A 17,859-nucleotide genomic window follows, 5' to 3' on the forward strand; every position below is an offset into this window, starting at 1 on the left:
GGCGGGGAGCGGTCCCCCGAACGACCGGTCGAGGACGGCGAGCCCGAGTCCCGTCGAGGCGGCGATGGTCACGCAGGCCGCCAGCGTCGCCCGTCGGGTCGGTTCGGTCCAGACGAGCGCGACGACGACGCCCGCGAGCACCAGCCACAGGTAGTCGCGGACGACGGGGTAGCCCTCGACCAGCACGTCGGTGAGCGGCACCGCGACCGGCACGGCCAGACAGAGCGCCGCGCCGCTCCCGAGCGCCGACAGCCGAAGCGCCTCCCGCCCCCGCCCGCCGAGGACGAGTTCGTGCGCCGGCAACGCGCCCGGCGCGAGCGCGGCGTCGGGCACGCCGAGCGTCAGCGCCGGCACCACGTCGAGGAACGTGTGAACCGTCGACGCGGCGAGGACGGCGGCCGCGACGGCGACCGGTGGACCGGGGAACTCGGACGCGACGCCGGCGAGAAGCAGGGCGAAGGCGTTGGCGTGGAGACCCGGGACCAGCCCCGAGCAGGTCCCGAGGAGGACGCCGACGGCCACGCCGAGGAGGGCGGCGACCGTCGGGTCGGCCGCGGCGGGAGCCGCGAGCGTCGCCGCTCGGCCGAGGAGGGAGACGACCGCGCCGCCAATGACGACCATCGCGCCGCAGTGGCCGCGGCTTCCGGTATGAAGCTACGCGCTCGGCGCCGACGCTGACGGCGACTGCGCCGTGGCCTGTATCCGAGTCGGCGGGCGTGCGGCCGACGCCGTCGCTGGCGGGTTACATCGAAAGAAATCGGAGTTTCGAAGCGAGCGTCGCCGCGGACGCGGCGGGGTCTCGCGGGAGTTAGCCGAAGAGCGCGCCGAGGCCCTCGCCGTCGGCCTCTTCGTCTTCGTCGTCGTCGTCGTCGCCGCCTTCGTCGGCGGCCTCTTCTTCGGCGTCTTCCTCGTCGTCGTCGTCAGCGGCCTCGACCTCGCCACCGGCGGAACCGCCCGCGGCGGGCGCGGGGGCGGCGGCGGCCGTCTCGATGGCCTCTTCGATGTCGACGTCCTCGAGCGCGGCGACGAGCGCCTTGACACGGGATTCTTCGACATCGACACCGGCGGCCTCGAGGACCGCGGTGATGTTCTCTTCGTTGACCTCTTCGTCCGACTCGTTCAGGATGAGCGCAGCGTAGACGTATTCCATTGTTGTGTACCTTGTGTGTTGTTAGAACAGGGAGCCGAGGGCGTCGCCAGCGTCTTCGTCGTCGTCGCCGTCGTCTTCGGCGGCGGCGTCGTCGGCGTCGGCGTCTGCCTCGTCGGCGTCCGCTGTTTCTTCGTCAGTCGATTCTTCTTCCTCGGCGGCACCCGTGTCAGCCGCGGACACGCCGCGGAGTTCCTCGGGAAGCGCCTCTTCGTCGTCGATGTTCGCCGCGAGCGCCCGAAGCTGGGCGTCCGCCTTCGAGATGAGCTCGGGCATGAAGTCCGGGCTCTCGATGTTGGCGAACAGACCGACGGCCTTGGCCTCGCTCGTCGCCTTGGCGATGAGCGTCGGCGCGGTCTGGGCGGTCGGGTAGACCGCGTTGACAGAGAGGTTCGTCGCGGCGGAGACGGCCGACTGGATGTCGGCGCGGTACTCGTCCACGTCGATGGCGAGTTCGTCGGGCTCGAACAGGACGCCTTCGGAGAAGACGCCGCGGAGGTCGAGACCGACCTCCTTGGGCTCGATGCCGAGTTCCGCCAGGACGTTCGCGAGTTCCTCGGAGACTTCCTCGCCCGCCGAAAGGACGTTGGAGTCTTCCGTCACCTTGATCGAGCCGTCCATGATGCGGGCGGACGCCCCGACCTGCTGGAGTTCGCCGACGAACGGACCCGGGTCGACACCGGTGTCACCCTCGGGGATGACGATGTCGTTCGGGGCGACTTCACCGGCGTTGATGGGCGCGGGCGTCTTCGACGCCTCGAGCTCCTTGTACAGGGCGAACGGGTTGTCGTTCGTGCCGATGAGGGCGACCTGCCCGGCGATGTACTCCTTGAGTTCCTCGAAGCCGTCGTTGACTTCGTCGAGCGCGCGGTTCGCGAGCGTGTTACGGCTCATGCGCACCGCGGCCGAGCCGTGAAGCTCGCGGCGCATGGCCTGAAGCTGGCGGCTCGGGATGCCCGCGACGCCGACGACGCCGACGGATTCGTAGGATTCGATGAAGTCGACGAGCTCGTCGACCTCTTCACGCTTCCACTGTGGGATGACCTCGGTCTGCCGGACCTCGGATTCGCTCATGCGGGCACCTCCACGGACGGCCCCATCGTCGTCTTCACGTAGACGGAGTCGATGTTGAGCGGGCCCTTTTCGAGCGTCGCTTCGAGACGACGGACGATGACGTCGATGTTCTCCGCGATCTCGTCGGGCGTCATGTCGTCTGCGCCGACGCGCGTGTGGAACGTACGACGGTCACGCGAGCGGAGCTGCACCGTGTTCTTCATCCGGTTCACCGTCTCGACGACGTCGTCGTCGGGCTGAAGCGGGGTCGGCATCTTACCACGGGGACCGAGCACGGTACCGAGGTAGCGACCGATGTCCTGCATCAGTCCAGCCTCGGCAACGAAGAAGTCGGTCTCGTCGGCAAGGTCTTTCGCCGCATCGGTGTCGTCGCCGAAGTCTTCGAGCTCATCGGGCCCGAGAACTTCGTCGGCGACATCCTCTGCGCGGAGCGCGGTTTCACCGGTCGCGAACACCACAATCTGGGTGTCCTGGCCGGTGCCAGACGGGAGCACGATGCTCTCGTCGACACGCTTCGACGGGTCGTTAAGATCTAAGTCTCGCAAGTTCACGGCGAGGTCAACCGTTTCGCGGAAGTTCCGCCCGGGTGCCTCGTCGAGTGCGCGAGAGACTGCGTCAACTATTGTGTCTGCCATTATTCACCTCCGTAGTACGCAGGATTGCTCCTACGGGTCAGTGAAACAGGCTACTGCCTGCCTCATCCGGCAGGACGAGTAGGCTCAACTTAAGTCCGTCGAACTACGGGAGCCGAAACACCCGAATTCGGGGGTTTCGCGTGCCACAGCCACACATGCGGGCTGGCGAGCACGCGAGCGATATGGGGGTCGCTCCGGCGCGGTCGGGTCGGTGGAGAGAAGAAAGCGGGCCGAGTCGCTCGGCCCGACGGAAAGGGCGGTTCGAACCGCCGAGGCGGGTCCGAGACGATTACTCGTCGTCGAAGTAGTCGTCGAAGTCGCCGCCGTCGATGCGCTGTTTGAACGTGCGGGCGTCTTCGCCTTCGATGGTGACGCCGAGGGACGCACACGTCCCGGCGACTTCCTTCGAGGCGTTCTTGAGGTCGTACGAGAGCAGGTCAGAGGACTTCTGCTCTGCGACCTTCTTCAGCTGTTCGATGGACATGTCGGCGACGAAGTTCTCCTGGGGTTCGCCGCTTCCGGTGTCGAATCCGACTTCGTCCTTGATGAGCGCCGCCGTCGGCGGGACGCCGACCTCGATGCTGAACGAGCCGTCGTCGTCGTACTCGACGGTGACGGGGACTTCCATGCCGTCGAAGGCCGCCGTCTGGTCGTTGATGTCGTTGACGACGTCCTGCACGTCGACAGGGGTCGGGCCGAGTTCCGGGCCGAGCGGCGGACCGGGGTTCGCCTTCCCGCCGGGAACGAGTACTTCGATAGTTCCAGCCATACGTGGAAACACCGTGTGGCGACTTTTAACGGTTTTCTTTCGCCCGGAGCCGTATGCGACAACTACGCACAGCTCGCGGGGCCGCCGTCCGCCCGCTTACAGTTCGACGCCGAACGAGTCCACGCCGCCCGCGAGCGCGGCCATCGACCCGAGGAGTTCGGCCACGTCGTCGAGGTCGCTCGTGGAGACGACCTCCACGGGCGTGTGCATGTAGCGGTTCGGGATGCCGATGTTGAGCGAGGGGATGCCGGAGCGACTCGTGTAGAAGGCGTCCGCGTCGGTGCCCGTGCGGACGCCGGCGGCCTGCAACTGCACGCCGATGTCGGCCTCCGCGGCCGCGTCGCGGGCGAGCGCGACGACGCTCGGGTGGTTCGCGCTCCCGCGGGAGACGACCGGACCCTCGCCGAGTTCGACGGGGCCTTTGCGCTTTCCGGGCACGTCGGGGTTGTCCGTCGCGTGAGTCACGTCGACGGCGACCATCGCGTCGGGGTCGAGGTCGTAGCCGACCATCTTCGCGCCCTGCACGCCGACTTCCTCTTGGACGGTGCTGACGGCGTACACCGTCGCGGCCACGTCGGCCTCGACGGCGGCGCGGAGGCCCTCCGCGGCCGACCACGTGCCGACGCGGTTGTCCATCCCGTTGGCCGCGACGCGGTCGCCCGCGAGGTCGCGGACCCGCGCTTCGACCGTCACGGGGTCGCCGACTTCGACGTGGTCCTTCGCGTCGCCCTTGCTCGTCGCGCCGATGTCGACGAACTGCTCTTCGAGGTCGTCGTACTCCTCGCTCCCCACGTCGCGGAGGTGGATGGCCGTCTGGCCGATGACGCCCGCCACGTCGCCGTCGTCGCCGTGGACCGTCACGTGCTGGCCCTTCGAGACGGTGCGGTCCGCGCCGCCGATGGGGCCGATGCGGACGAAGCCGTCGTCGTCGATGTCGCGGACGATGTAGCCGATTTGGTCTGCGTGGCCGGTGAAGGCGATTTCGGGGCCCCCGCCGGTTCCCTCGTGGACCGCGACGGCGTTGCCGTAGTCGTCGACCGTCACGTCGTCGGCGAACTGCGAGACGTAGTCCACCCACACGCGCTGGCCGGCGACCTCGTAGCCGGACGGACTGGGTGTGGTGAGCAGGTCTTCGAGGAAGGCGCGTCGGTCGTCGTCCATACGGGACGTTCGCGGGCGGCGGGACAAGAACACAGCGAATCCAGCACACCCCACCGGAAGCCGGTCGGTCGTCTCCGCGCACGGCGTCCCGCGGCGACCCGCATCGACCCGTCGCCACAAGGCATATCCATCTTGTGAGCGTACTGATGGATATGGCCGACTTCACCCTCTTCGAGGTCCACCTGCACGACGGATTCGAGTTCAGCCCGACCAACAGTTCGCCGCTTTTCTCCAAGCGCGGCGACGCGGAACTCGAAGCCGACGACGAATCGTACGACGACTACGACGCCGAGTTCGACGCCGACGAACGCGACGAGCTCGACGACGCCGAGTCGGACGAGTCGGGCGGCCGCTCCGGACTGGGGCTTCTCGTCGGGCTGGTCCTGCTCGTCGGCATCGCGGCGGCGGTCCGCTACATCCGCGGCGGCGACGACGACCTCGACGAGCTGACCGACCTCGACGACGACGCCGACGAGGAGCGCGGCGAAGTCGAAATCGACGCCTGAGCCGACGGCTCCGAACACCGTTTTTCCGCGGCCGTGTCACCGACTGTTTCCACCGGCCCCTATCCTCGATGCCCGCCGCCGGGTTCGACCGCAGTCGGATACCCTTAAGCGAATCCCGTAGCAACTCCGGAGTATGACCGTTTCGAGCGCTCCCGGCAAGGTGTATCTGTTCGGGGAGCACGCAGTCGTCTACGGCGAGCCGGCGGTCCCCTGCGCGGTCGAGCGCCGGGCGACCGTCACCGTCTCCGCCCGCGACGACGACCACGTCCGCGTCCGCGCCGAGGACCTGAGTCTCAACGGCTTCACCGTCGAGTACCGCGGCTCGACCGGCGACCGGCCCGACGTGGACGTTCCGGCACCGCTCGTGGAGGCCGCGATGGGCTACATCGACGCCGCGGTCGACCAGGCCCGCGACGCCGCCGACGCGCCCGACGCCGGCTTCGACATCACCGTCGAAAGCGACATCCCGCTGGGGGCCGGCCTCGGTTCCTCCGCGGCGGTTGTCGTCGCCGGCATCGACGCCGCGACCCGCGAACTCGGCGTCGAACTCGCGCCCCGCGAAATCGCGGAACATGCCTACCAAGCCGAACACGAGGTCCAAGACGGACAGGCGTCCCGCGCCGACACCTTCTGTTCGGCGATGGGCGGGGCCGTCCGCGTCGAGGGCGACGACTGCCGGACCATCGACGCGCCGCCGCTCCCGTTCGTCATCGGCTTCGACGGCGGCGCGGGCGACACCGGCGCGCTCGTCTCCGGCGTCCGCGCGCTCCGCGAGGAGTACGACTTCGCCGCCGACACCGTCTCGACCGTCGGCGACATCGTGCGCCGGGGCGAGGAACTGCTGGCCGAGGCGGACCCCGACGCCGACGACGCGCCCGAGGAACTCCTCTCCGAACTCGGCCGCTTCATGAACTTCAACCACGGCCTGCTGGAGGCCCTCGGCGTCTCCTCGCGCTCGCTGGACTCGATGGTGTGGGCCGCCCGCGAGGCCGGCGCGTACGGCGCGAAGCTGACGGGCGCTGGCGGCGGCGGCTGTATCGTCTCTCTGGACCCGACGCCCGAGACCCAGACCGCGCTCCGATTCACCCCCGGTTGCGAGGACGCCTTCCGCGCCGAACTCGCCACCGAGGGCGTCAGGGTCGAGGTGCCGCCCGAAGCGGACGCCGAGGGCGAGGCCGAGCGCGCTGGAGACGGAGAACACACGGGGGCTGACTCGGCGTGAGCCTCGTCGTCCTCAAACTCGGCGGGAGCGTCGTCACCGACAAGGACGAACCGGAGACCGTCGACGAGGCGGGGCTGGCGGCCGCCGCGGACGCGGTCGCGACCCTCGCCGAGTCGGGCCGCGTCGTCGTCGTTCACGGCGGCGGGAGCTTCGGCCACCACCACGCCGCCGAACACGGCGTCTCATCGGAGACCGGCAGTCACGACGCCCGCGGCGTGCGCGCCATCCACGACGCGATGAAACGCCTCAACGACGCCGTCCTCGACGCCCTCGCGGACCGCGGCGTCGCGGCCCTGCCGGTCCACCCGCTTTCGGCCGGCGCGCGCGAGACCGACGGCTCGCTGTTGCTTCCCCTCGCGGCGACCGAAACGATGCTCGACGAGGGCTTCGTCCCGGTCCTCCACGGAGATGTCATCGCGCACGCGGGCAAGGGCGCGACCATCGTCAGCGGCGACGACCTCGTGGTATCGCTCGCGTCCGGCCTCGGCGCGGACCGCGTCGGCCTCTGTTCGACCGTTCCCGGCGTGCTCGACGCCGACGGCGACGTGATTCCCGAGATTACGGCGTTCGCGGACGCGGCCGACGCGCTCGGCGGGTCGGACTCCACCGACGTGACCGGCGGCATGGCCGCGAAGGTCAGAAAACTGCTCGCGCTCGGCGCGCCGGCGCACGTCTTCGGCCCCGAGGGACTGTCGGCGTTCGTCGCCGGCGAGTCGCCGGGGACCGTCATCCGCGGGGAGTAGTCGGCGTCGGACTCGGGCTCGGATTCGGACTCGGGCTCAGTGTCAGGCTCAGAGTTCGACGACCAGCCCGTCTTCTGCGACTCGGACCTCGCCGTCGAAGCGGTCGCTCACGCTCGCCCGGAGGTCGTCGGTGACACGGTCGGCGTGCGGGTAGAGATGCGTCAGGTAGACCGAGTCGATGTCCCGCCCGGCGAGCGCCTCGCCCACCTGCGACGGCGTCGGGTGGTTCGACACGTCCACGTCGTCGGGGAACGAGCAGTCGTGCGCGAGGACGCTCGCGCCGTCGGCGAAGTCGCCGAGGGCCGAGAACGCCTCGGTGTCCCCGGAGAAGACGAAGTCGGCCTCGCCACGCTCGTTGCTGAAGCGGTAGGCGAGCGTCGGCATCGAGTGGCGGACCTCGAATCCCATCACGTCGAAGCCGGCGATGCCGAACTCGGTCGGGCCGACCTCCCGAATCTGCACGTCGAGGCGGCCCCGCAGGTAGTCGTGGACGTCGAACAGTCCCTCGACGAGCGTCTCGGTCCCCTCCGGGCCGACGATTTCGAGGCTGTCAGCGCCGGCGAGCCACCGGGCTTTCACGAGCGCCATGAGGTCCGACACGTGGTCGAGGTGGTGGTGCGTGAGGAGGACCGACGAGACCCCCTCGTAGCCGACCTCCGTCTCGGCGAGTCGGGCGAGGACGCCCGACCCGCAGTCCACGAGGAGGGCGTTACCGTCCGATTCGAGGAGGAGACCGGTCTGGGCGCGGCCGGTGACGGGCATCGCACTGCCGGTGCCGAGGAACGTGACGCGCATGCGCAGATCTACCACGGCGGCGGCGTTAGTCCTTGTGCTCGCCGGGGCGGCCGCCGCGGACACAGGCACAACCCTCATACCCGCGCGGGCTAACCCCGAGGTAATGACCCGGCGCGGCCGCTCGCTTCTCGCGTCGAGAGGCGGCGACTACGAGTTCGACCCCGAGTCGGTGTCGGTCGCCGACGAGGACGTCCTCGACCTGCTGGAGCCCGCCGTCCAAGAGTGGTGGGTCGACCGATTCGGCGAGTTCGTCCCCGACAACGGCGGCTTTTTCACCCCGCCGCAACGCGGGGCCATCCCGCACATCCACGACGGCGACAACGCCCTCATCTGCGCGCCGACGGGGTCGGGCAAGACGCTCGCCTCCTTCACCGCCATCATCAACGAACTGTTCCGCCGCGACCGGGAGTCGCCCGACGGCCTCGACAACTCGGTGTACTGCCTCTACGTCTCGCCGCTGAAGTCGCTCGCCAACGACATCCACCGGAACCTGACCGAGCCGCTTTCGGGCATCGCCGACATCGCCGAGGGCCGCGGCGAGACGGTGGACATCAGACACGCCATCCGCCACGGTGACACCTCCTCTGCGGACCGCCAGAAGATGCTGTCTGAGACGCCGCACATCCTCAACACGACGCCCGAGACGCTGGCGATTCTGCTCAACTCGCCGAAGTTCAAAGAGAAGCTCCGAACCGTCGAGTACGTCGTCGTCGACGAGATTCACAGCCTCGCGGAGAACAAACGCGGCACCCACCTGTCGGTGTCGCTGGAGCGACTGGAAGACCTCGCCGAGTCGTCGCCGACGCGCATCGGCTGTTCGGCCACTGTCGAACCGCTCGACACGGTCGCGGAGTTCCTCGTCGGTTGCGAGGACGGCGAGCCCCGTGACTACGAACTCGTGGACACGCGGTTCGTCCGCGACTTCGACGTCCGACTGGAGTGTCCGACCGACGACCTGATTCGGACGCCCCGAAGCGAGGTCCAGAATCGGTTTTACGACCGCCTGCACGACCTCGTGGCCTCGCACACGAACACGCTCGTGTTCACCAACACGCGGTCGGGCGCGGAGCGCGTCCTCCACAACCTCCGCGAGGAGTTCGACGACATCGACGAATCCAACTCTGGCTGTCACCACGGGAGCCTCTCGAAAGAGCGCAGACAGGAGATAGAGTCGAAGCTAAAAGCCGGCGAGTTGCGCGTCGTCACCACCTCCACGAGCCTCGAACTCGGCATCGACATGCCCCACATCGACCTCGTCGTGCAGGTCGGCTCCCCCAAGTCGGTCGCCGCGCTCCTCCAGCGGGTCGGCCGTGCCGGCCACCAGCTCGGCCAGACGGTCGAGGGACGCGTCATCGCCCTCGACAGGGACGAACTCGTCGAGTGCGCGGTGATGCTCTCGAAGGCCGAGTCGGGCTTCGTCGACCGGGTGTTCATCCCCGAGAACGCCTTCGACGTGGCCGCCCAGCAGGTGTACGGGATGGCCATCAACGCCATCCGCCCCGAGTCGGAACTCCGCGAGACGCTCCGGCGGGCCTACCCGTATCGGAACTTCTCCGACGACGACTTCGAGCGCCTGTTCCGCTATCTCACGGCCGACTACGACGGCCTCGAAGACAAAAACGTCTACGCGAAAATCTGGCGCGACACCAACGACCCGCCGGACGGCGAACACCACTACGAGGAGTACCCCGTCGGCGAGCCGCTCATCGGCAAACGCGGTCGGATGGCCCGCGTCATCTACATGACAAACATCGGCACGATTCCCGATTCCTTCACCTGCGACGTGCTGGTCCGCGGGGCCGACCAGTGGGTCGGCACGCTCGACGAGGGCTACCTCGACACGCTGGAGAAAGGCGACGTGTTCGTCCTCGGCGGCGACCACTTCGCGTACCGCTACCGCCGCGGGTCGAAGGTGTACGTCGACCGCACCGCCCAGCGCCCGACGGTCCCCTCGTGGTTCTCCGAGCGCCTGCCGCTTTCGTACGACCTCGGCCGCGAACTCGCGGCGTTTCAGGCCGACCTCGTGGCCCGACTCGACGCCGGCGGCGCGCCCGCCGTCAGGTCGTGGCTCCGGGAGTTCCCGCTCGACGAGAACAGCGTCCGCGCCGTCACGCGGATGTTCGACGAGCAGGTCAGGTACGCCGGCCCCGAGAGCGTGGCGACGCCCGACAGACTCGTCGTGGAGACCGAACTCGACCGCGACACCTACCGCCGGCACTTCTACGTCCACTGCACCTACGGCCGGCGGTTCAACGACGGTCTCTCGCGGCTCCTCGCGTACCACGCGGCCCGCCGGACGAACGCGAACGTGCAGGTCGCCGTCGCAGACAACGGCTTTTCGCTGTCGATGCCGCTCAACCGAAAAGTCGACCTCGCGGGCGTCCTCCGCGACCTCTCCCCCGAGGAAGTCGAGGACGACCTGCGGGCCGCCCTCGACGGCACCGACCTCCTGAAGCGCTACTTCCGCATCAACGCGACGCGCTCGCTCATGATTCTCAAGCGCTACAAGGGCTACGAGAAGTCCGCCGCCCAACAGCAGGTCTCCTCGGAGATGTTGCTGTCGTTCGCCCAGGACCTCGACGAGTTCGCGGTGATGGTAGAGACCTACCGCGAGATTCTCGAAGACAAGCTGAACCTCGCCGCCATCGAGGACGCGGTCGCGGCGATTCGGGCGGGCGACGTGGACGTGGTCGGCCACCAGGTCTCGTCGCCGACGCCGCGGGCGTTCGGCCTCGCCACGCTGACCGCGAGCGACGTGGTCCTCGCCGAAGACGAGAGCGCGGCGCTCAGAGAGTTCCACGAGCGCGTCAAAGCCGAAATCGGCGACGACGAGGCGGACCTCGGCATCGACGTGAGCTGACGGGGCGACAGGGCGACGGGACGACGGTCGGTGCGCCGCCGAGACGTCCTACCGGCGCGCCCACGCGAGCATCCGGTCGTAGAACGGGTCGGATTCGAGCGCGTCGGCGTCGCCGACGAGACACAGCGCCTTCTTCGCCCGCGTGAGGGCGACGTTGATGCGGCGGTGGTCCTCGAACAGCGGGCCGTCCAACTCGCCGGTGGCGACGAAGGAGACGACGATGACCTCCTTCGAGGAGCCCTGGAATCGGTCGACCGTGTCGACGGTCGCGTCGGTTCGGCGGGAGATCTCGGCGACTTGCGCCCGGAACGGCGCGATGACGCCGATGTCGTCGGTGTCGACGCCGGCGGCCTCGTAGGCGGCGACGACCTCGGCCACGCGGTCTGCCTCGACGGGATTCGTGTTGCCGACGCGCCGGCCGTCGGGGTCGACGAAGGAGACTTGGTCCGCGAGTTCGGCGGGGAGGTCCGCGGTGTCGACGCCGAGGTCGCGGAGGTGCTGAGCCGCGACGGCCCCCGTGGCCGGGCGGAGCGCGCCGTCGTAGAACTCCTTGGAGGCGAACGCCTGAATCCGCTGGGACATTCGGTACTGGCGGTCGAGCATGACCGAGGCGTCGGGGTAGGTTTCGATGAGCCGCTGGAACAGCGATTGCTGGAGGTCGTTTTCGGCGCGGACGACCGGCGGAAGCTGTTTGTGGTCGCCGACGAGGACGAACCGGTCGGCGAGGTTGACGGCGGCGAGCGTCCCCGGTTCGGTTATCTGCGACGCCTCGTCGACGAGCGCCGCGTCGAACGACTGCTCGCGCATCACGCGCGACCCGCAGGAGGCGGTGGTCGCGGCGACGACCGGCGCGTCGTGAAGGGCGGCGGCGAGCGCGTTCGGGTCGCCGCTCCGCGAGAGCCGAACGTCCTGCATGTCCTCGCGGACGCCCGATTCGGTGCCGACGCGAACGATATCTTCGAAGCCTTGGTCGCGCAGGGCTTCGAGCGCGTTGTCGACCGCGCGGTTCGTAAACGCCGAAAGGAGGACGCGGTTGCCGTCCTCGACGAGCGCGCGGATGGTGCGGGCGATGGTGTAAGTCTTGCCCGTCCCCGGCGGCCCGTGGATGAGCGCGAGGTCGTCGGCGTCGACCGCGAGGCGCACCGCGTCGTCCTGCGCGTCGTTGTTGTCGATGAACGTGCGACCCGCAGAGCGGTCCGCAAACTCGGGGTCGCGGCGGCCGAACAGCACGTCTTTCCGGTCGGGCGAGCCCTTGAGCACCGCGTCGTGGAGGGAGGTGAGCAGGCGGTCGACGGTGAGTTCGGAGGGGTACACGTCGAGGCGGCGGAGCGGCACGGGTTCGTCGGTCGTGACGACGATTTCGTCGCCGAGTTCGGCGATGCGCGCGAGTTCGGCGTGGCCCTCGACGGGGTGGCCGTCGCTGGCGAGCGCCACGTCGCCCGCGCGGAGCTTCGACACCGCGTCGTCGGTCTGCTTCGCCCGGAGTTCCCACGTGCCGTCGGGGCGCTCCGTCTGGCCGAGGGGTTCGAGGCCGATGAGCGCCCGGTCGTCGGCGGCGCGCTCCTCGGCGCTCTGGTCCCAGAGCTTTCGGTACTCGTTGTGGACCGACCGGCGTTCTTCCTCGACGGCGCGGTAGAAGCGGTCGAAGTAGTCGCGTTCGTCCTCGGGGACCGGCTTCCCGATTGCGCCGGCCTTCGACTCCTGGTCGAGTCTGCCGGAGACGACCATGCAGGTGTCCTTCTCGAAGCAGTACTCGCACTTCGAGTTCACCTCGTAGCCGGTCGGCACCGACGCGTCGTGTTCCATCGCCGCGATTTCGTTGCGAGTGCGGACGACGAATTCGAGGAGGCCGCGGCCGATGGAGAAGTCCTTCGCCGGCGAGAGGTCGCCGGACTCCTCGGTGCGGTCGAGCGTCGTGTTCTTCGTGTAGAGGAGCGTCCCCGTGTCGACCGGCACGCCCCGCTCTTCGAGGATGAGCGCGTAGGAGGCGGCCTGAATCTTGTCCTGGAACCGCGGGTCGCGGTTGAGGTTCTTGCCGGTCTTGAGTTCGACGGGCGACCCCCGGCGGAGGGCGTCGGCGCGGCCCTTGATGCCGAACGTCGGCGAGATGAGGGTGTACTCCGAGCGCCACTCGTCCTCGTCGGTGAGGACGCCCTGCGAGAGCCAGCCCTCGATGGCGGCGGCGTTGCGGCGCACCTCGTCTGCGACTTCGTCGACCTCGCGGCCGAGCAGGCCGAGTTCGAGGCCGCGCTCGTCGATGCGCTCGTCGATGGACGACTCGAGGTCGCGGCCGCGGAGGAGGTCGCCGAACACGTCGTGGACGATAGTCCCTTTCACCACCGGGTAGTTCAGCGGGATTCCCGAGAGCTTGTTCAGGTAGTACATCCGCGAGCACTGCACCCACGAGCGGATGTCGGTCACGTCCACGAGGAAGTCGGGTTCGACGACGACGAACGACTCCGAGCCGGTCGAGTACGTCGTTTCGCCGCGATACTCGGACTCCTCGGCGTCGGTGACGAGCAGGTCCATCCCCGGTTCGGCGTGCTCGGCGGCGTGGGTCCACTTCCCCCAGAGGGTAACAGTCACGGGGTCTGCGGTCCCGCGTTCGGGGCGGAGCGTCACCTCCGCCAGCGAGCGCTCGCCGTACTTCGTTTCGACGTCGCGCGGCTCGCCGACCTCGACGAGCGGACCGCGAAGGTTCACGTCGAAAGCGTGGGTGAGGCGCGGGCAAATAGCCGTCGGTGGGGCGCGGGCGGTTCGACGGGTCGCGTGCGCGACTCCCCGCGACCGTCACGCTCTTTCTCTCCCGCGCGGTACGCACACCCATGCGCGTCAGAGATTGGCAGGACATCCTCTCGGAGGTCGTCGACGACGGCCGCGACCGCGACCCCGACGCGTGGCGGGCCGTCGCGGGCACCCGGCGGCGGAGCCTCGGCGAGGACCTCTTTCTCGCCCACCCCGACGCCGGCGTCTACCAACTGAAGACGTACGCCAAGAACCCCTACGAGGTCCGCGGCGTCGGCGCTCGCGTCGCCCGCCGCGTCGACGACGGCCTCGACCCCCTGTTCCCGCGTCGGCGCGACGACGGCGAGAATGACGCCGGCCGGTTCGCCGTCCAAAGACCGCCCGAAGACGAGTCGCAGGCCGAGTCGATGGCGCGGCGACTCGAAGAGACCGTGAAGGTCCACGCCGACGCGCCGACCACCGCCGACGACTTCTTCACCGACGTGATGGAGGCGCTCGACAGCCCGGCGTTCGGCCCGATGGACTACGAGTTCGACGCCCGACCCGACCGCCTCGACGACCTCGCAGACGAGTTCACGGACGCCGACGAGTTGCTCTCGTCGGACCTCGACGACCTCATCGAGTCCGACGGCGTCGACCGCGGCTTCCAGTAGGATTCACCGGTTTCAAACCCTCGCACATCCATTACTCATCTATGAACGATAGGCTCGGCGGGCGGTCGCGGCACTCCCCGCACGGCGCGAGTTCGGAGGGACGATGGTCGGTTCGAGCATGAGCGACGAGGAGACGCGACTCGCCAACAACCGGCTCAAAATCGGCTTTATCCTGCTGGTCGGCGTGTCGGCCGCGCTCGTCGCCGTGCAGGCGGGCGCGACGCTCCTTCAGAGCGCAATCGCGCTCGTCGCCGGACTCGTCATCGGCGGCCTCCTCACGTGGTACCTGAAACGGTGGAGCCGCGAGTTCACCGCCGTGAACCGCCGGTAGAGGCGGTCGCTCAGGGCGACACCCGCGTGAGCCATCGCTCGGGCGCGTCCAGTTCCGCGTCGGTCGGTAGGTTCTCCGGGTGGTCCCACACCCGCGACGCGGCGGCGACGCCGCGCTCGTCGGCGACGTGCTCGAAGAAGCGAGCGCCGCGTTCGTACTGCCGGCGCTTGAGGCCGAGGCCGAGGAGCCGCCGCGCGAGTTTCGCGATCGGGCCGCCGCCCTGCCGACGCTCGTCGAGTTTCCGGCGGAGGTCCTCGTAGTCGTCGTCGAACGCTCGGTCCATCAGCAGTTCCGCGTAGCCCTCGACGGCCGTCATCGCCGTGTCGAGCTCGCGGAAGGCGTCGCGGTCGATGTCGCCGTCGACGAGGGCGTCGACCCCGCGTTGCATCCGCGATTCGAGGTGCGTCGAGAGCCACGGGGCCGCGCCGAACTCCGCGGCGTGCGCCACCTCGTGGAAGGCTATCCAGCGGCGGAACCGCGGGTAGTCCACGTCGAGGCTGTCGGCGACCCGGCGGATGTTCGGGTGGACGAAGTACAGGCCGTGGTCGTCGTCGCCCTCGGCGAGGAGAAGCGGGTCGTACTGCCCGAGGACGTTGTTGCCGAGAAACGAGAGGACGAAGGCGAACGACCCGGTGTTGACCGCGCGCGTGACGCCGGGGAGGACCGCGGGACCGTGTTCTTCGAACGGGGCCATCACCCGGCGGAACGTCGCCACGTTCGCGTCTATCCAGTGGTGTCGGTTCTGGACTTCGACGACCTCGGGCACGTCGAACTCGACCTCGGCGACGGCCGACAGACGGTCGCGCGCGTCGCGAACGTCGGCCGCGTAGCCCGCGCGCTCGGCGTCCGTGAGGTCGAGCGAGCCGGGGTCGGTCGCTGACTTCGCGGCCTCGGTGACGGCGTCCCAGTCGATGGTACCGGAGCCGGTCGCCGAAGCGTCCGCGACCGCTCTGACGCTCCGAAAGAGGTTCATACCGTACCGTGGCGGGCCGGACGCAAAACGCTTCGGTCGGGGTGTTCGAACCCGCCGATTCGCAGACACGACGACCCTAGACACTATACCGAGTCCGACGTGGGAGGCGTATGGACCGAACCATCGACCACGTCGCGTTCGGTGGTACCGAGCTGTACGAACTCCGCGCGGCCGCGAACGAGGTCGGTCTCACGCCGACTTACGGCGGCGAACACGGGACCGGAACGACCCACATGGCCGTCGTTCCGTTCCCCGACGGGTCGTACCTCGAACTCATCGCGCCGACGCTCGGGACCGACGCCGAGGACGCCGGCTTCTGGCCCGACTACCTCGCGGCCGACGCCGGCCCCGCGGCGTGGTGTCTGGAGACCGACGACGCCGCCGCCAGCGCGAAGACTGCCATCGACGCCGGGCTCCCCGTCGACGGTCCCCACGAGGCCTCCCGCGCTCGACCGGACGGTCGCCTCGTCGAGTGGGATATGTGCTTTGAGGGCACAGACCAGCGACTTCCCTTTTTCATCCGCGACCGAACCCCGCGGAGCTACCGCGTTCCGAGCGCCGTGCGAAACGCCGCCGTCCGCGGACTCCGAACCGTCGTCGTCGCCACCGCCGACCGCGAGGCGACCGCGGCGCTGTTCGCCCGGCGGCACCGCTACCCATCGCCGGTCGATATCAACGGCCCGTTCTCCGGGTTCGCCGTCCTCCCCGGCACGCCGCTCGCCCTGTGCGAACCCGGCGACGGCGCGCTTAAGGAGCGCATCGAGGAGGTCGGCGAGGGTCCGTGCGCGTTCCTCGTCGGCGTCACCGACCTCGACCGGGCGCGGAACTCGCTGTCGCTCGGCCCCGAAATTCGCTACAGCGACCGCCGCATGGCGTGGTTCGACCACGACCTGTTCGACGGTCGGTTGGGCGTGGTCGAACTCCCCTGAGCCGCCGATTGGAGCCGGATAACGGGCTCAAGCGGCGCAGTTGTTCGGCCCGAGTTCGAGTTCGGTCGCCTCCTCCTCGTCGCCGACGGAGGCCCGCCCGGTGTTGATGTCGATGACGCGCTCGTAGTTCACCGGCTTCTCGGGCGTGTCGTCGGCGACGCGAGAGACGAACGCTGACTCGTCCATCGACAGGAGGTCGAGGTCCGAACGCAGGTCGCCGAGCGTCGCGCTCACGAGTTCGCCCGGCGCGGCGACGCCGTAGCGTCCGTCCGCCCCGACGGAGACGTGGCCGGGGAGGACGCGCGTCTCGTCGGGAAGCGACAACAGCGTGTCGTGGAGCGTCCCGTAGAGGAGTTTCGCGCCCGTCGCCGCGTCGGCGTCACCGAACTGGAGCTCCGTGCGGCCGACCGACTCGACGAACAGCGTGTCGCCGGTGAGGAGGAATCGTCCGTCGACGAGGTAGTTCGTCATGTCCGAGGTGTGTCCCGGCGCGTGAATCGCCTCGATATCGTGGTCGCCGACGGTCAACGCCTCGCCGTCGTCGAGCGGGGTGAACTCGTACGCGACGTCGCGGTCGGCCGCCTCCGACCCGAGGTAGTACGGCACGCCGAGTCGGTCGGCGAGCGCGCGCCCCCCGGAGACGTGGTCGGCGTGGACGTGCGTGTCGAGTACACCAGTGACCGTCATCCTCGCGTCGGCGGCGACGAGTTCGAACTCGTGGGTCTGCCGGGTCGCGTCCACGACGACCGCCTCGCCGGCCGACCGCGAGCCGACGACGTAGCCGAGACAGCCCTTCGCGCGGCGCTGGACCTGCGCGACGAACAGGTCGTCGTCGCCGGTGTCGAGTTCGACCACCTCGTACAGCTTGCTCCAGTCTTCCATGCCGCCCTTGACGACCTCCACGTCGTCGTAGCCCCGCGTCGCGAGTTCGAAGCCGAACGACGTGGAAGACAGCCCTTTCCCGCAGATGGCGACGACCGGCCCCTCAGCGGCGAGGTCGCCGACGCGGTCCCAGTCCCAGTCGCCGCCGAGTCCGTCGACGGGGTGGAAAGGGACGTTGACCGCACCCTCGATGTGCCACGACTCGAAGCTCTCCGGCGGCCGCGTGTCGACCACGGTGAACGAGTCGCCGGCGTCTACTCTGTCTGCGAGTTCGCCCACGGTGAGCTGGTGGAGGAGTTTGCTCATGTGGTTAGCTATGGGAACGACGCACAAAACCATTTGCGGCGGACGCGGCCGACACGGCTCTCGCGCGGCGGGGAATCAAGGCACGGTCGGCGTTTCGTAACTGCGGCTGAACCGAGCGAAAGCGCCGC

Annotated in this window: 17 protein-coding genes; 7 read left to right on the forward strand and 10 right to left on the reverse strand. The window is 69.0% G+C overall.

Translation table 11 applies throughout. The features are described 5' to 3' along the window. From C441_RS00020 to C441_RS00045, 6 genes are all read right to left on the reverse strand, one after another. Nucleotides 1-621: tripartite tricarboxylate transporter permease (locus C441_RS00020; RefSeq protein WP_007273229.1), on the reverse strand; the 621-nt coding region annotated here is incomplete at its 3' end. Between the two features lie 187 nt (nucleotides 622-808). After that, the gene (gene rpl12p, locus C441_RS00025) at nucleotides 809-1,150 is read right to left on the reverse strand and encodes a 50S ribosomal protein P1 (protein WP_007273230.1); all 342 of its coding nucleotides are present in this window, start codon (nucleotides 1,148-1,150) and stop codon (nucleotides 809-811) included. Between the two features lie 21 nt (nucleotides 1,151-1,171). Continuing rightward, a complete protein-coding gene (locus C441_RS00030; protein WP_007273231.1) occupies nucleotides 1,172-2,221 on the reverse strand; it encodes a 50S ribosomal protein L10 in 1,050 nt (349 codons plus the stop codon). Further along, a complete protein-coding gene (locus C441_RS00035) occupies nucleotides 2,218-2,856 on the reverse strand; it encodes a 50S ribosomal protein L1 (RefSeq protein ID WP_004969375.1) in 639 nt (212 codons plus the stop codon). The genes C441_RS00030 and C441_RS00035 overlap by 4 nt, the downstream gene beginning before the upstream one ends. 289 nt (nucleotides 2,857-3,145) lie before the next feature. After that, complete coding sequence (locus C441_RS00040) at nucleotides 3,146-3,625, reverse strand: 50S ribosomal protein L11 (RefSeq protein ID WP_004043005.1); 480 nt, start codon at nucleotides 3,623-3,625, stop codon at nucleotides 3,146-3,148. A gap of 96 nt (nucleotides 3,626-3,721) precedes the next feature. Further along, entirely contained in the window at nucleotides 3,722-4,786 is a 1,065-nt protein-coding gene (locus C441_RS00045; protein ID WP_007273232.1) for a M42 family peptidase, read from the reverse strand. A 152-nt stretch (nucleotides 4,787-4,938) separates the two neighbouring features. On the opposite strand from C441_RS00045, the gene C441_RS00050 reads away from it, so the two are divergent. The 3 genes from C441_RS00050 to C441_RS00060 all read left to right on the forward strand — a co-directional run bounded on the left by C441_RS00050 (nucleotide 4,939) and on the right by C441_RS00060 (nucleotide 7,257). Further along, complete coding sequence (locus C441_RS00050; RefSeq protein ID WP_007273233.1) at nucleotides 4,939-5,292, forward strand: hypothetical protein; 354 nt, start codon at nucleotides 4,939-4,941, stop codon at nucleotides 5,290-5,292. A 133-nt stretch (nucleotides 5,293-5,425) separates the two neighbouring features. Continuing rightward, complete coding sequence (gene mvk, locus C441_RS00055) at nucleotides 5,426-6,514, forward strand: mevalonate kinase (protein WP_007273234.1); 1,089 nt, start codon at nucleotides 5,426-5,428, stop codon at nucleotides 6,512-6,514. Continuing rightward, the gene (locus C441_RS00060; RefSeq protein ID WP_007273235.1) at nucleotides 6,511-7,257 is read left to right on the forward strand and encodes an isopentenyl phosphate kinase; all 747 of its coding nucleotides are present in this window, start codon (nucleotides 6,511-6,513) and stop codon (nucleotides 7,255-7,257) included. The genes mvk and C441_RS00060 overlap by 4 nt, the downstream gene beginning before the upstream one ends. A gap of 48 nt (nucleotides 7,258-7,305) precedes the next feature. Here C441_RS00060 and C441_RS00065 read toward each other — a convergent pair whose 3' ends face one another. Then, nucleotides 7,306-8,052, reverse strand: coding sequence for an MBL fold metallo-hydrolase (locus tag C441_RS00065; RefSeq protein ID WP_004969370.1), 747 nt, complete (start codon nucleotides 8,050-8,052; stop codon nucleotides 7,306-7,308). Nucleotides 8,053-8,155: 103 nt separating this feature from the next. Between C441_RS00065 and C441_RS00070 the strand changes: the two genes are divergently transcribed. Further along, the gene (locus C441_RS00070) at nucleotides 8,156-10,912 is read left to right on the forward strand and encodes an ATP-dependent helicase (RefSeq protein ID WP_007273236.1); all 2,757 of its coding nucleotides are present in this window, start codon (nucleotides 8,156-8,158) and stop codon (nucleotides 10,910-10,912) included. 48 nt (nucleotides 10,913-10,960) lie between these two features. On the opposite strand, the gene C441_RS00075 is transcribed toward C441_RS00070, so the two are convergent. Then, on the reverse strand, nucleotides 10,961-13,615 hold the full coding sequence (locus tag C441_RS00075) for an AAA domain-containing protein (protein WP_007273237.1): 2,655 nt from the start codon (nucleotides 13,613-13,615) through the stop codon (nucleotides 10,961-10,963). A 122-nt stretch (nucleotides 13,616-13,737) separates the two neighbouring features. On the opposite strand from C441_RS00075, the gene C441_RS00080 reads away from it, so the two are divergent. Then, the gene (locus C441_RS00080) at nucleotides 13,738-14,310 is read left to right on the forward strand and encodes a hypothetical protein (RefSeq protein WP_007273238.1); all 573 of its coding nucleotides are present in this window, start codon (nucleotides 13,738-13,740) and stop codon (nucleotides 14,308-14,310) included. 103 nt (nucleotides 14,311-14,413) lie between these two features. After that, nucleotides 14,414-14,641, forward strand: coding sequence for a hypothetical protein (locus C441_RS00085; protein ID WP_007273239.1), 228 nt, complete (start codon nucleotides 14,414-14,416; stop codon nucleotides 14,639-14,641). A gap of 10 nt (nucleotides 14,642-14,651) precedes the next feature. Here C441_RS00085 and C441_RS00090 read toward each other — a convergent pair whose 3' ends face one another. Next, nucleotides 14,652-15,614: a zinc-dependent metalloprotease gene (locus C441_RS00090; protein WP_007273240.1), complete on the reverse strand. Its 963-nt coding sequence runs from the start codon at nucleotides 15,612-15,614 to the stop codon at nucleotides 14,652-14,654. A 110-nt stretch (nucleotides 15,615-15,724) separates the two neighbouring features. Between C441_RS00090 and C441_RS00095 the strand changes: the two genes are divergently transcribed. After that, on the forward strand, nucleotides 15,725-16,543 hold the full coding sequence (locus tag C441_RS00095) for a VOC family protein (protein WP_007273241.1): 819 nt from the start codon (nucleotides 15,725-15,727) through the stop codon (nucleotides 16,541-16,543). A gap of 27 nt (nucleotides 16,544-16,570) precedes the next feature. Here C441_RS00095 and C441_RS00100 read toward each other — a convergent pair whose 3' ends face one another. Continuing rightward, entirely contained in the window at nucleotides 16,571-17,731 is a 1,161-nt protein-coding gene (locus C441_RS00100; RefSeq protein WP_007273242.1) for an MBL fold metallo-hydrolase, read from the reverse strand. Nucleotides 17,732-17,859: the final 128 nt, after the last annotated feature.

The sequence above is a fragment of the Haloferax sulfurifontis ATCC BAA-897 genome (assembly GCF_000337835.1).
GTDB classification, from domain to species: Archaea; Halobacteriota; Halobacteria; order Halobacteriales; family Haloferacaceae; genus Haloferax; species Haloferax denitrificans.